The sequence below is a fragment of the Myroides sp. LJL115 genome (assembly GCF_054871665.1).
Genome location: NZ_JBTXLS010000041.1, coordinates 14,904 through 27,599, shown reverse-complemented (window position 1 = coordinate 27,599; position 12,696 = coordinate 14,904). Strand labels below are relative to the sequence as shown.

Genomic DNA, 12,696 nt, shown 5'->3' with positions numbered 1-12,696 from the left:
AGTTTTGTCCTCCATACTACATTAAATAAGCAAGTACTAAGACGAGCAGGTTATCCATCTCTAAATGACATCTACTTAAAAGTATCGTAAAGTTAAGAACCGCCTTGGTACGGAACCGTATGCCGGGTGGTGTGAAAGGTCGGCTGAAGAAATAATCTTCAGCCTCCTATTCTATTATAGATTGCATTATCTTTAGTTTGCTTTGTTTTTTGTAAAATAGTTGATAGAAAAACTACATATAGCACAACAAAGTAGTGTCAAGGCTACAAGTGGCATGTAACCATCGTTCAAACTATTTAATACTACACTTGTGAAAAAAGTAAAAGCCAATTGTAATGCACCAAATAAAGCTGATGCAGTACCACTTTGCTCCTTAAAAGGTGCTAAGGCTAGAGTAGTCGCAGTTGGGAAAATCATTCCTAAAGGAAGGATAAATAAAGGTAATGGTATTAATTGTAAATAAATCCACACATCCAAGCTAATGAATAACCAAAGCATAAAGGCTGCTATAATTTGAATAGAAGTTGCAAGGGTTAAAATGGTTGTTGGAGCTAATTTTTTACGTAAGATACTCGAGGTTAAAAATGATCCACACATAAGTGAAACGGAGTTAACCATAAATACAATAGTAAAAATAGTTGAAGATAGCTTTCCATGTTCCATTACCAAAACTGGGGCATTACTTATGTAAAGCATTAAACAGCAAAAAGCAATACTACCTATAGAAGTATAAGTAATAAAGGTTCTGCTTTTAAATAAGCTAAGGTAAGAGGCTATGATTTTTTTAAAATCTAAGGTAGAACCTAGTTGGGTTTTGTGATCTTTTAAATTAATTAAAGTCATCCCTATTCCTATTAATGCAAAAAATGCCATAGCTAAAAACACTACTCTCCAGGGGAAAAATCCTATTAAAACATTACCTACGATAGGAGCTAAGATAGGAGCAATTCCACCAACAACTGCAAGAATACTAAAGATCTTCAAGGTTTGTTCCTTATCAAATCTCTTATTAACGATAGCTCTTGCAATTACAACTCCTCCACTACTACCAAAGGCCTGTAAAAAGCGATATAACCACATCATTTCAATACTTTTTACCCATAAACAAGCTAGGGATGAAATAATGAAAATGCTTAAAGAAAGTACAATGGGTGCTTTACTTCCATATTTGTCCGATATCGGCCCCCAGAATAACTGACCAATGGCCAATCCTGCTAAAAAGGTAGATAGGGATATTTGTACTTTGCTTAATGAGGTGTTTAGATCTACCGCAATTTTTGGGAACGCGGGAAGATACATGTCAATAGCAATTGGACCAAGGGCTGTTAAACTTACTAAAGTAAGGACAAGTATCCATTCCGAATAAGATATTTTTTCCAATGAGTTTTTTTTAAATATAAAATCCTTGATAGAATTATCAAGGATTATGTTTTTGTATAGGTTTACTTTTAATTAAGCCGAGTGAGTTTGGGCTTCTTTGTCAATTTTCTTAACTAGTCCAACTAAAACTTTACCTGGTCCAACTTCTGTAAATGAGCTAGCACCTTCTTTAATCATTTGCTCTACACACTGCGTCCATTTTACTGGAGCTGTTAGTTGAATAATTAAGTTTTCTTTGATTTGTTGAGGATCAGTTACTCCTTGTGCAGTTACGTTTTGGTAAACAGGACAAATGGGAGTATGGAAAGTTGTAGCTTGAATTGCTTTTTCTAATTCCTCTTTTGCAGGTTGCATCATTGGAGAGTGGAAACCACCCCCTACAGGAAGCAGTAAAGCTCTTTTTGCACCAGCTTGTTTTAAAGCTTCACATGCTTTTTCTACTGCTGAGGTTTCTCCTGAGATTACAAGTTGTCCTGGGCAGTTGTAGTTTGCTGCAACCACAACGCCATCTATACCATTACAAACTTCTTCTACAATACTATCCTCTAGACCTAATACAGCAGCCATTGTTGAAGGAGTTACTTCACATGCTTTTTGCATAGCTAAAGCTCTTTTAGATACTAATTGTAAAGCATCTTCAAAAGTTAAAGTACCATTTGCAACAAGAGCGGAGAATTCCCCTAAAGAGTGACCAGCTACCATCTGTGGTTTAAAATCTTCTAAAGTAGCAGCCAAGATTACAGAGTGTAAAAATACTGCAGGCTGAGTAACTTTGGTTTGCTTTAGCTCCTCTGCGCTACCTTCAAACATAATATCGGTGATTCTAAAGCCTAATATTTCATTGGCTTTGTCAAACATTTGCTTTGCTTTTTCATTAGATTCATATAAATCTTTACCCATTCCGGTAAATTGTGCTCCTTGTCCAGGAAAAATATATGCTTTCATATGTATAGGTTTAATTTTGTGAGACAAAAATAAGATATTTTATTTAGTAAAGCTATTGTAAAATAAAAGCCACCTTTTATTAAAAAGGTGGCTTTATAAAATTATTGAAAAGTAGATTATTGATAGATGTCTAATCTGTAATCTTCTATTTTAGCATTATCTTTTAATACTTTCATAATACGCATTTGTGCGTTATTTTGATCTGTACCTTCAATTCTTGTTCTATATGCATTGTAATTGTTTAACTCAGGAGCTTTGTTCACTTGAGTTGTTTGTATCATATAAACTCCGTTTTGCCCATCAATTAATCCAGAGAATCCGTTTAATTCAGTAGCAAAAGCAACTCCAACTACAGTAGCTTCATATCCAATAGATGGAATAAGTGGAGCTTTTAAAGTAAGGTTACTTGCTGATTGTACAGAAGCATTACTACTACTTGCAACCTGATCCAAGGTAGCACCAGTCATTGTTTTTCTAATGATTTGCGCTTTTTTCTGGTTCATTAAAATTGGCTCAACTATTTTTCTAGCCTCTACCATTGGAAGTAATCCTGAGTTATCTACAGTAGTTACTTTTACAATGATGTGACCTAAAGCAGTATCGAAACGTTTGATTGCATTTTGCTTAGTTGCAGAATTAAATGCCCATGATACTATGTTAGATTGCTCTCCAACTCCAGGTAATTGATCTTGGAAAGGGTAGATAATAACATTGCTTTGTGTTGTAAAAGCTTGCTCTTGTGCTAAAGCGATAAAGTCTGTGCTATCTGCAGCTGATTGCTCTAAATTAGTTGCTTGCGCATAGATTTGGTCAGCTGTAGCATCTGAAACTTCGATTTCTCTAATTAAGTTAGCTAATTGAACCGTATTCACTTTGTCTGTTACTTTCACAATGTGGTAACCAAAAGTAGTTTCGATTAAACCAACTTTTCCAATTGGATTAGAGAAGATGTAAGTGTCAAATTCAGGAACCATCATTCCTTTTGATATACCTTGGTAAAGACCACCATTTTGTTTAGAACCTGGATCATCTGATTCTAAAGCTGCTAAACCAGCAAATGAAGATGGGTCTTTTTGGATTTGTTGTAATAATTTGTCTGCTTTCTCTTTAGCTTGTTCTTTTGTCAAAGATGACATAGAAGAAGGAGCACCTTGGTAAGAGATTAAAATATGTGCAGCATCTACTTGATTACCTACTTGTTTATCTACCATTTTAGTGATAAATAAATTGTTTCCAATTTCGTAAGGGCCGTAAACCTCTCCAATATTTAAGTTAAATAATTGATCTTGGAAACCTTGTGGAAGTTGGCTTTTCGAGTAGTATAAAGTATCGAATTTTTGATCAGAGTTAGTGTTAACAAAAAGAGCTACATCTTTTGTATTTCTAAATCCAGCAATAGTATCGTTTGTTTTAGTATCTACATTATAAGCAATTGTAGGTTCTAACAATTGTACTAGAGCCTCTTTTACTGCTTCTTTATCTTCTTGTGAAGGTAAGCTTTGAATATAAGCATATTCAATTACTCTTGTTGGCTCAGAATGGAATCTGTTGCTGTGTTGCTTCATGTAAGAAGTAATTTCTTGATCGCTTACACTAGCTTCTTGGTCGTTAACAGAAGAATAAGGAACAGTTACATAATTGAAGTTTACTTTATCATTTTCTAATAAGTAAGCCGTTTTAGCGTCTAAATCTGTTGTGTAAATTCCTCCTTCAATTAAAGAGAAATACATTTGTTGAAGTCCAATTTTCTCTAATTGAGCTTCAAAGTTTAACCAAGCATTCCATTGTTCTGGACCTTGTTGTTTCATCATTAAGACGAAAGAATTGAATTTATCCATAGAGAAGTTACCTGCCTCATCTTGGAAGTTTGGATCCCCTGCAATAGATGGATCATTTTTGATTACGTTTATTAATTGATCTGGACCAATTTTTAAACCTAATTTTTCTATTTCTGTAGCTAGTAAAATCTCGTTTACATCGTTATTCCAAACTGCAACAACAGCTTGAGAATTTGTCCACTGGTTGTTGTTTTTGGCTTGTTCAACCTTATAGTTGAACTCCATCGTATTAATGTCTTGTCCATTAACATGCCCGATGTTTCTCGATGCCCCATTTCCTGTACTACTAAGTACTCCTTCTATGACGAATGCTAATAAAGCAACTCCGATTACTGCAATTAACAGTGCGGACCTTTGTCTAATTTTTGATAAAACTGCCATGCTTTTTTGTTATGTGTAATTTTTTTCAGTGAGCGAAAATACAATTATCTTATTAATAATAAAAGACCTAATGGTAATATTTTAGGCTATTTGTCAAGTTTTAGCTTTAGAAAGTTACCTAAAGCCTTAAAAAAGTATTTTCATCTAATAGGTTAATAAAATAATGTTAGTTGTTTGGGATATTTTTTTGTTAAAAAGTGGTAAGATAAAAAAAATACCACCTTAAAGAGTGGTATTTTATTTTTATTATTTTTTATTGTTTCTATCGTCCATTTTTTTTGCAAATTTACGTCTGAAAAAGAACATAAAGATTGCAACAGCAGCTACAACTAAACTAATCCAAAAGTCCTTTTGGCCCGCTTGGATTTTTGTAACAGCATCATAGATAAATAATAAAGCTATGAATAAATAGAAGTAGGGTATAATTCGTAGTGCTTTCATTTTAATTTTGTTTTTTTATACTTTCCGCATAGCTGTTTTGTGCTCTGACGATATCTAAATTACTATTAAAGTCTAGACCTATACCTTGGGTGAAATTCTCTGCATCGGTAGAAGCTTTGTATTTTCCAAGGGTATAAAGCCAATTGTTTTTTTGATCATAATACAATTGGTCGGCTTCTAATTTTTTACCCTCATGAGTTGTAATTACTACATCTCCTCTTAAATCAATAAGTTCTGTAGTGGAATAAGAAATGGCATAATTGGCTACTACGGTGCTTTTATTGTTTTGTTTGTCAAAAAAAGTAACGTGTACTCCCTCAGGAAATTCTGTAAACGGATTAGAAACATTGGAATAATCTAACATTTGCTTTCCCACCAGAATAGCCTTTACTCGGCCAGAATCTACGTATTGTAAATGTATGTCTTGAGCCTCTCCAACTGGAAAGAAGCTAGTTTGATTAAATTGTTGTATTTGCTTTAAGTTATTATCACAAGAGGCCCCTAGAACCGCTAAGGCAATCACAGAAAAATAGCCAATAAAGCTTTTAATATCTTTTTTCATCTTAAAGATAGGGATTACTCAAACTTTCTACGTTTGAACCAAATGTCGTTTAAAGAGAACCCTACAGTCATATTAAAGTAATTTTCTCTAAGTAAATCTTTAGATGTTGTTCCCCTTTGTCCGTATTCAAAGCCAATATTAATATTAGTAAGGCCTCTTACAGGAAGACCAAAACCAATCGATAAAGCATAATCCTTTATAGATTGTTCTTTTAATACTAGACCTGTGTTTTCATAACGAAAACCTGCTCTATAGACAATTCTATCCATGTAACTTGTGAAAGAGTTATATTTTGGAATATAAAAACCTCCTACAGAATATCTTCTAGTATCCTCATAACCTGCGATAGATGTGGTATTCCATGCATTGGCTAATTTGCTGTTTTCAACATAGGTGAACTGACCAGATACAAACCATTTGAATTTTTTACCAAAACCAGCTCCAATTGCTAGGTTCTGTGGGTTTATAAAAGTGGCCGTTTCATCTACAAGCACTTCTTCTTTTGTCGGGTACGAAGGAGCGTAAACATCATATATTCCTATTTTAGTAGTATTGGTCACATCCCACTTAGTTTGTGGAGCATAAGTGATATTAGATTGAAAATCATATTGGTTTATTTTTGCTTCATATTGAGCAGAAACTGTATAAGAGAAACCTTTATAATCTAAGTTTTTATGCTCTAGAGTTTGTGTAGCTAATGGAGTACCATCTCCTATATCCTTCATCCAAGTAAAGGTTTTATTGTCTGTTTTTCCAAAATGGTAACCAGCATCAAAACCTACACTCAAGTTAGAGGTAAGCTCTACACCTGCTCCAATAAATGCACGGTTCACTCCACCATCTCCAGTAAAGCTATTTGCAGTGGTTTGACCTAGAGGATTGGTAGTTTCTTGTCCAATGATTTTATAACCTACATTAGAGTAGGGAAGAATACCAAAAACTACACCAGCCTTTTCTGCTATTGGGAAACCTAAAGTAAAATAATCAAAGGATTGTCTTTTTGCTTCATCTTTACTTTGATCGGATTTGAAACGATAATAATGAGCCGTTGCCCCAAGGGATAAAGTCGTATACTTTAATTTGGCAAAAGACGCTGGGTTTTTTAAATTTACATGGATACTATCCGCATAAACACTAGTGCCTCCCATTGCTTTGTATTCATTGGTACCGTTGTAATTAACATTACCTAAACCGTAAAATGAATACGGAGTAGCTGTTCCTTGCTGTGCTATTGCAGCTGTAGCAAAAACTAAGCTAAGACTTACGAGAATTTTTTTTATCATTTTCAATTATGGATTGATATAAAGCATTCAAACTCTCTAATAAAAAGTTTGAATTAGCAAATATTACATTTTTTAATCTTTTTGCCAAAAAAAGTGTATCACCACCTGTTAAAATAATTGTTAAATTAGGATATGACTTTTCATATTGCGCAATAAAACCCTCTATTTCATAGGTAATTGCATTTACAATTCCAGCATGTATACTTTGGCTGGTATCTTGTCCAATATAGAAGGAAGTATCCATAGGATCCAACAAAGGTAGCTTTGCGGTGTAGTGATTTAAAGCATTATAGCGCATTTGTAGCCCAGGGGATATAGCCCCGCCTAAATAATTGTTATCCTGATCAATAAAATCATAGGTTATACAAGTGCCCGCATCGATTACTAAACGATTTGTGTTTTGGTATCTAAGAGTAGCTCCCGCAGCTAAAACCATTCTATCTATTCCTAAAGTAGTGGGGGTTGCATATTTATTTGTAAATGGCATCTCACTTTTATGGGTGATTGTAGTCAAATGTACATTTTTTTCTAACCAAAGTACTATTTCATTTTTATTTTGTGCCACACTTGTTAACACAACTGGAGTCATCGGATCGAATTTAGAAAAAAAAGATAAAAATTTTTCAGTAAATTCTCCAGTGGGAAATTGTATTTTTTCCACAAGGCTATTGTTTTCAAATTGAGCTACTTTGGTGGCTGTATTACCTATGTCTACTGCTAAAATCATGGATATTTTCTTTGTGGATTCAAAGATAGTAAATGATTTTTTTAAGAAAAAGTTTTGCAAGTATAAAAATCTATTCTATATTTGCAACCGCTTAAGAGAACAAGTTTCTCTGTTTGTAAAAGGCTAAATGGTGCCTTAGCTCAGTTGGTAGAGCAAAGGACTGAAAATCCTTGTGTCCCTGGTTCGATTCCTGGAGGCACCACAAAAAACTTTTACAAATCAAGTAGAAATACTGGTGCCTTAGCTCAGTTGGTAGAGCAAAGGACTGAAAATCCTTGTGTCCCTGGTTCGATTCCTGGAGGCACCACAAAATTTCCACGTTATAAGCACAACAGGTGCCTTAGCTCAGTTGGTAGAGCAAAGGACTGAAAATCCTTGTGTCCCTGGTTCGATTCCTGGAGGCACCACTTGTTGAAAATCCCCGATGTTTTCGGGGTTTTTTATTCTTTTAGAATAGAAAATATCTTTTTTAGATGCCTTATTTTTTAGGTGCCTTAGCTCAGTTGGTAGAGCAAAGGACTGAAAATCCTTGTGTCCCTGGTTCGATTCCTGGAGGCACCACAAAAAAAAATGAGTGTATAAAAAAAAGGGTGCCTTAGCTCAGTTGGTAGAGCAAAGGACTGAAAATCCTTGTGTCCCTGGTTCGATTCCTGGAGGCACCACAAAAGCAAAACTTCAAGAGAAATCTTGGAGTTTTTTTCATTTATACCCATTTTTCACCTAGGTAGAGAATATAAAACGGGATCAATCTCATAAAGGTTACTTCGCTATCTTTCAGAAGTAATTTATTAGCTATAGTTTAGATTTCAGATTAAATAAATTATACTAAGTAAAATAAGGTGTTTATTAAACAAAAAAGGGGCTCTCTTCACTTATGAGACCCCTTTTTTTCTATTTACTTGGTTAAAGTTTCAAATTGTAAAGTAAGCTTTTTTACTTCAAATTCTGCTTCTGTAACCTTTGTTTGTAGTTTTAATAAAACTGCTTTTGTTTTTAACTCTTCAATAGGAGTAGTTTTTCCTAAAGCTTGTCTAGTTTGGAACTTGGTAGTTGCTTTATTGAATTTATCTTGTGCTTTGTGTAATTTACTAGTTGCTTTGTCTAGTTTATTTTGAGCACTGATAATTTCTTTTTGCTTTTTTAATGCTCTCTTATGTTCCTTTTCTTGCTGTTTTTGAGCTTTTAGTTCTGCTTTTAATTTTTGATCTGCAATTTTCTGCTCTTGTTTTAAGCGTTTTGCTTCACTTAAATTATTTTCAATCTCTAACTTCTCAATCTGAATTTTTGTGTCCAAAGCAGCTTTCTCTTGTGCTAAGCCTTCTACATTTTGAGATAAAGTAGAGATAACTTTAGGTTCTACTTGTTCTTGTGCATTTAGGGTATTTAATGCTAGAAGTAGGGAAGCTGTTAAAAAGAAGTTTCTTTTCATTGTGTGAGTATTTATGTAATTATTGTTTTATTGTTTGCTATGCAATGGGAAAGAATAAGAACAAAGAATGGAATATTACCATTCATTGATTTTATTTGCATCGAGTTTTAAAAAGATAAAAAGTAATACGGTAAAAGCAATTAAGCTAGAACCTCCATACGAGAAAAAGGGTAGGGGAACCCCAATAGTTGGAAATAATCCAATTAGCATTGATAGATTAAAGGCAAAGTGGATAAATAGAAAACAAATCACACAGTACCCGTAAACGCGATTAAATCTTTTCTTTTGTCTTTCCGTTAAATAGATTAGTCTGTAGAATAAACATAGAAATAAAGCGATAACTACCGTAGCTCCAGCAAAGCCCCATTCCTCTCCAACGGTTGTGAAAATGTAGTCGGTATGTTGTTCTGGAACAAAACCTCCTTTGGTTTGGGTTCCTTGTAAAAAACCAGTTCCAGTCCATCCTCCAGAGCCAATAGCAATAATGGATTGGTTTAGGTTATAGCCTTCGGCTTGCATATTTACATCTTCTCCGATTAATACATTGATACGATCCTTTTGGTGAGGCTCTAAGACCTTATCATACACATAGTCTACCGAAAGTACAAAGGTAGACATAATAATAGTCAGAGCTATGTATATCAAAGGATTCCTTTGTATGGATTTATTCATATAAAAATGAAGTCCAGTCAAAAGTGCAATCAGCGCTACGATGATTAATGGTTTAACAAGTAAAGCACTTATAAAAAGTACAATACAGATAAACCCTGTCCATAAATACCAACTAGGCAGGCCTTCTCTATAAAGTACAAAGATCAACGAGACAAAAAGCATTGCACTTCCAGTATCGTGTTTTAAAATAAATAGAGTAGGAATACCAATAATGGTAAGTGCCATGATTTGTTCTTTGACAGTAGCTAAATGGTCTTGATTATCCGAGAGATATTTAGCTAAGAGCAAAGCTGTGGTGGTTTTTACAAACTCAGAGGGCTGTATACCAAAGCCACCAATTGAATACCAGTTAGTCTGTCCTTTGACACTCTTTCCAAAAAAGAATAAACCTAAAATGGATAAAAGGCCTATGATGTAGAAGATTAAGGCGTATTTTTCATAAAACTTTGCATCTATAGATAGTATCAGTATAATGACAGGGATAGTTGCAAAAATAAACATAAGCTGGCGCCCATAAATTTGATCTAAATCAAAAATAGAGGTTGTCACTGCTGGTAAGGAGGCCGAATAAATATTTACCCATCCAGCAAAAACTAATAAAAAATATATTAGTACCGAGATCCAATCTATATTTCTATGTACGCTTACGCTTCTCATTTTGTCTTTTTTGGTGTATTGCTATATAATTGTAATACTTTGTCGTATTCGCTTTGTAGACTTCCGTTAATCATTCGAGTTTCTAAGTCTTTTCTAACTATCTCGCCTAGAAGATATTTTTGTATCATCAAAGAGCTAATAGGACCTGCCCATCTTGAGCCCCAATATCCATTCTCAATGAAGACTGCTACAACAATTTGAGGGTCATCCACTGGGGCAAAAGCCACAAATACCGAGTGGTCAGTAAGCTGGTATCTCTTGCCGTTGATTCTGGTAAAGTTTTCAACAGTTCCAGTTTTTCCACCCATTTCTATTTCTGCTACAGCTACACTACGGCCTGTACCGGTGTGGAATACTTCATTCATCCCTTTGATTACTACGTCAAAGTGCTTTGGGTCAATAGTGGTTACATGTTTAGTGGTAAACTTAGGGTCAATAGGTTGATGCTCTATATTTTTAATAATATGAGGGGTGTAGTAATATCCTCTGTTAGCTACTGCTGCAAAGGTATTGGCTAACTGCATTGGCGTCATTATAATTTCTCCCTGACCAATAGAATTAGAGATTGTAGTTGTACTACGCCAACCTCCATTGGGATACCATCTATCGTAATAGTTGGAATCAGGAATATGCCCTTTTCTACCCTCAGGTAAATCATAACCAAGAAATTGTCCTAAACCAAAACTTTGTAAATGCTTATGCCAAGCATCTATACCAACTTTAGGACTTTTATATTTTTCGATAATCCTTTTATAGGTTTGACCAAAATATGTGTTACAACTCTTTGCTGTTGCTTCATAAATGTTCCAGCTACCATAATCGTGACAACCCATCCAAGCACCTTTACCATAGAAGAAACCTCCTTGGCAAGGGAAAGTAGTATGGGTATTTATCACTCCCTCTTGCAAACCTATTAATGCAGTTAATATTTTAAATGGAGATCCAGGGGAGTATTCTCCTGAAAGAACTCGGTTATAAAGTGGTTTTGCCAAAGAATCGTTATAAAGAGCTGTATAGTTTTTAGAGCGTTCTCTTCCCACTAATAAAGCAGGGTCGTAAGAAGGAGCATTGACAAGGGCCAATATTTCTCCTGTTTTAGGTTCTATGGCAACAATACCTCCTCGCTTATTTTGCATTAAAAGTTCTCCATAAGCTTGAAGCTGGCTATCGATAGTTAAAGTAATATCGTCTCCTTTTTTTGCTAAAGTGTCGTATATACCATCTTTAAAGGAACCAATTTCTCTGTTAAAGCGGTCTCTTTGTATGTATTTAACTCCTTTTTCGCCTCTTAGGATACTTTCATATTCTTGTTCAATTCCCTGTATTCCTATAAGGTCTCCTGGTCGGTAGTAGGGATTTTTTTTAATATTATAATCGGTTACCTGACGTATATAACCAAAAATATTTGCTCCTGAAGAAACTTGGTAATCTCTTAGGGATCTCTTTTGGATATAAAATCCATTAAAGTGTCTGATTTTCTCTTGGAAAGCTGCATATTCTGCTTTGCTTAACTGAGGTAAAAAGATCGATGGAAGTCTAGGACTATATCTTCTAGCTTTTTCTAATTTAGTTTTAAAATCCTCCAAAGGAACTTGCAGTAAATCACAAAGCGCCAATGTATCAATATTGACTACTTCTCTTGGGATTACCATAATGTCATAAGAAGGCTGGTTGGCAATTAATAAAGTACCATTTCTATCAAATACATATCCTCTTTCAGGATATTCATAAACTATCTTTAAAGCGTTATTCTCTGATTTTTTAATATAGGTATCGTCTACCACTTGTAAGTAAAAAAGACGACTTAATACTGTTATTGAGATTAGACCAATAACAATGGGTAATAAGTACTTTCTCATTTTCTAGCGGGTTTCATTAAGAATAAAATCAAAATACAAGTCAGTAGGGTAGCTACTGTAGTTAGAACGATTCTCAAGCCTAGTTCCAAGAGGAAATCAAAGCGTAAAAATTCTAAAGTAAACAAAACTACATGGTGTACTAAGATACAAATAGCCAAGTAACCAAAAACCTCTAGGGATTTAAGTAAATCAGAAGTTACTTTTCTAAATATGTTTAAGTTGTGGTATTCATAGGATATACCAAAGGAAAATTTCAGTATAGAAGGTCTTGCAAAAGCTAGAATTAAACTTGCAGCTGCTTGTACACCTCCTGAATTTTCGAAGGTATCAATACATAGACCTAGTAAAAAACTAGAGATATAAAAAAGTGCCTTATTTCCATTTACCGGATATAGAATAATAAATAGAATATAAGGATAAGGATTTATAAAGGTGAATAGGTCTATATTGTTGAAAATAAGAACTTGTGCCAATAATAGACAAGTAAACCTTACGATATTTGATAATACAATACTATTCATT

Annotated in this window: 11 protein-coding genes and 5 tRNA genes; 5 read left to right on the top strand and 11 right to left on the bottom strand. The window is 34.3% G+C overall.

What is annotated here, in order from left to right:
- Window positions 1-192: 192 nt before the first annotated feature.
- From ACYSNX_RS10225 to ACYSNX_RS10195, 7 genes are all read right to left on the bottom strand, one after another.
- A complete protein-coding gene (locus tag ACYSNX_RS10225; protein WP_461754581.1) occupies window positions 193-1,380 on the bottom strand; it encodes a multidrug effflux MFS transporter in 1,188 nt (395 codons plus the stop codon).
- Between the two features lie 72 nt (window positions 1,381-1,452).
- Window positions 1,453-2,325: an ACP S-malonyltransferase gene (gene fabD / locus ACYSNX_RS10220; protein ID WP_461754580.1), complete on the bottom strand. Its 873-nt coding sequence runs from the start codon at window positions 2,323-2,325 to the stop codon at window positions 1,453-1,455.
- 116 nt (window positions 2,326-2,441) lie between these two features.
- Window positions 2,442-4,544 (bottom strand): peptidylprolyl isomerase, encoded by a 2,103-nt coding sequence (locus tag ACYSNX_RS10215; RefSeq protein WP_461754579.1) that lies wholly within the window; start codon window positions 4,542-4,544, stop codon window positions 2,442-2,444.
- A gap of 246 nt (window positions 4,545-4,790) precedes the next feature.
- The gene (locus tag ACYSNX_RS10210) at window positions 4,791-4,985 is read right to left on the bottom strand and encodes a hypothetical protein (protein WP_461754578.1); all 195 of its coding nucleotides are present in this window, start codon (window positions 4,983-4,985) and stop codon (window positions 4,791-4,793) included.
- A gap of 1 nt (window position 4,986) precedes the next feature.
- Window positions 4,987-5,547 (bottom strand): LPS export ABC transporter periplasmic protein LptC, encoded by a 561-nt coding sequence (gene lptC, locus ACYSNX_RS10205; RefSeq protein ID WP_461754577.1) that lies wholly within the window; start codon window positions 5,545-5,547, stop codon window positions 4,987-4,989.
- Between the two features lie 14 nt (window positions 5,548-5,561).
- Window positions 5,562-6,830, bottom strand: a complete 1,269-nt coding sequence (locus tag ACYSNX_RS10200) for a hypothetical protein (RefSeq protein ID WP_461754576.1) — start codon at window positions 6,828-6,830, stop codon at window positions 5,562-5,564.
- Window positions 6,802-7,557, bottom strand: coding sequence for a type III pantothenate kinase (locus ACYSNX_RS10195; protein ID WP_461754575.1), 756 nt, complete (start codon window positions 7,555-7,557; stop codon window positions 6,802-6,804). Before ACYSNX_RS10195 ends, ACYSNX_RS10200 begins: the two co-directional genes overlap by 29 nt.
- A 129-nt stretch (window positions 7,558-7,686) precedes the next feature.
- On the opposite strand from ACYSNX_RS10195, the gene ACYSNX_RS10190 reads away from it, so the two are divergent.
- From ACYSNX_RS10190 to ACYSNX_RS10170, 5 genes are all read left to right on the top strand, one after another.
- Window positions 7,687-7,759, top strand: a tRNA-Phe gene (locus tag ACYSNX_RS10190).
- A 32-nt stretch (window positions 7,760-7,791) separates the two neighbouring features.
- Window positions 7,792-7,864: transfer RNA gene (locus tag ACYSNX_RS10185), tRNA-Phe, on the top strand.
- Window positions 7,865-7,891: 27 nt separating this feature from the next.
- Window positions 7,892-7,964: transfer RNA gene (locus tag ACYSNX_RS10180), tRNA-Phe, on the top strand.
- An 81-nt stretch (window positions 7,965-8,045) separates the two neighbouring features.
- Window positions 8,046-8,118: transfer RNA gene (locus ACYSNX_RS10175), tRNA-Phe, on the top strand.
- 28 nt (window positions 8,119-8,146) lie between these two features.
- A tRNA-Phe gene (locus ACYSNX_RS10170) sits at window positions 8,147-8,219 on the top strand.
- A 233-nt stretch (window positions 8,220-8,452) separates the two neighbouring features.
- Here the strand turns inward: ACYSNX_RS10170 and ACYSNX_RS10165 are convergent.
- The 4 genes from ACYSNX_RS10165 to ACYSNX_RS10150 form a co-directional block, all read right to left on the bottom strand.
- Complete coding sequence (locus ACYSNX_RS10165) at window positions 8,453-8,986, bottom strand: hypothetical protein (protein WP_461754574.1); 534 nt, start codon at window positions 8,984-8,986, stop codon at window positions 8,453-8,455.
- 75 nt (window positions 8,987-9,061) lie between these two features.
- Window positions 9,062-10,315 carry a rod shape-determining protein RodA gene (gene rodA / locus ACYSNX_RS10160; protein ID WP_461754573.1) on the bottom strand — a complete coding sequence of 418 codons (1,254 nt, stop codon included), beginning with the start codon at window positions 10,313-10,315 and terminating at the stop codon, window positions 9,062-9,064.
- Complete coding sequence (gene mrdA / locus ACYSNX_RS10155) at window positions 10,312-12,174, bottom strand: penicillin-binding protein 2 (protein WP_461754572.1); 1,863 nt, start codon at window positions 12,172-12,174, stop codon at window positions 10,312-10,314. Before mrdA ends, rodA begins: the two co-directional genes overlap by 4 nt.
- Window positions 12,171-12,695, bottom strand: a complete 525-nt coding sequence (locus ACYSNX_RS10150; protein ID WP_461754571.1) for a rod shape-determining protein MreD — start codon at window positions 12,693-12,695, stop codon at window positions 12,171-12,173. Before ACYSNX_RS10150 ends, mrdA begins: the two co-directional genes overlap by 4 nt.
- Window position 12,696: the final 1 nt, after the last annotated feature.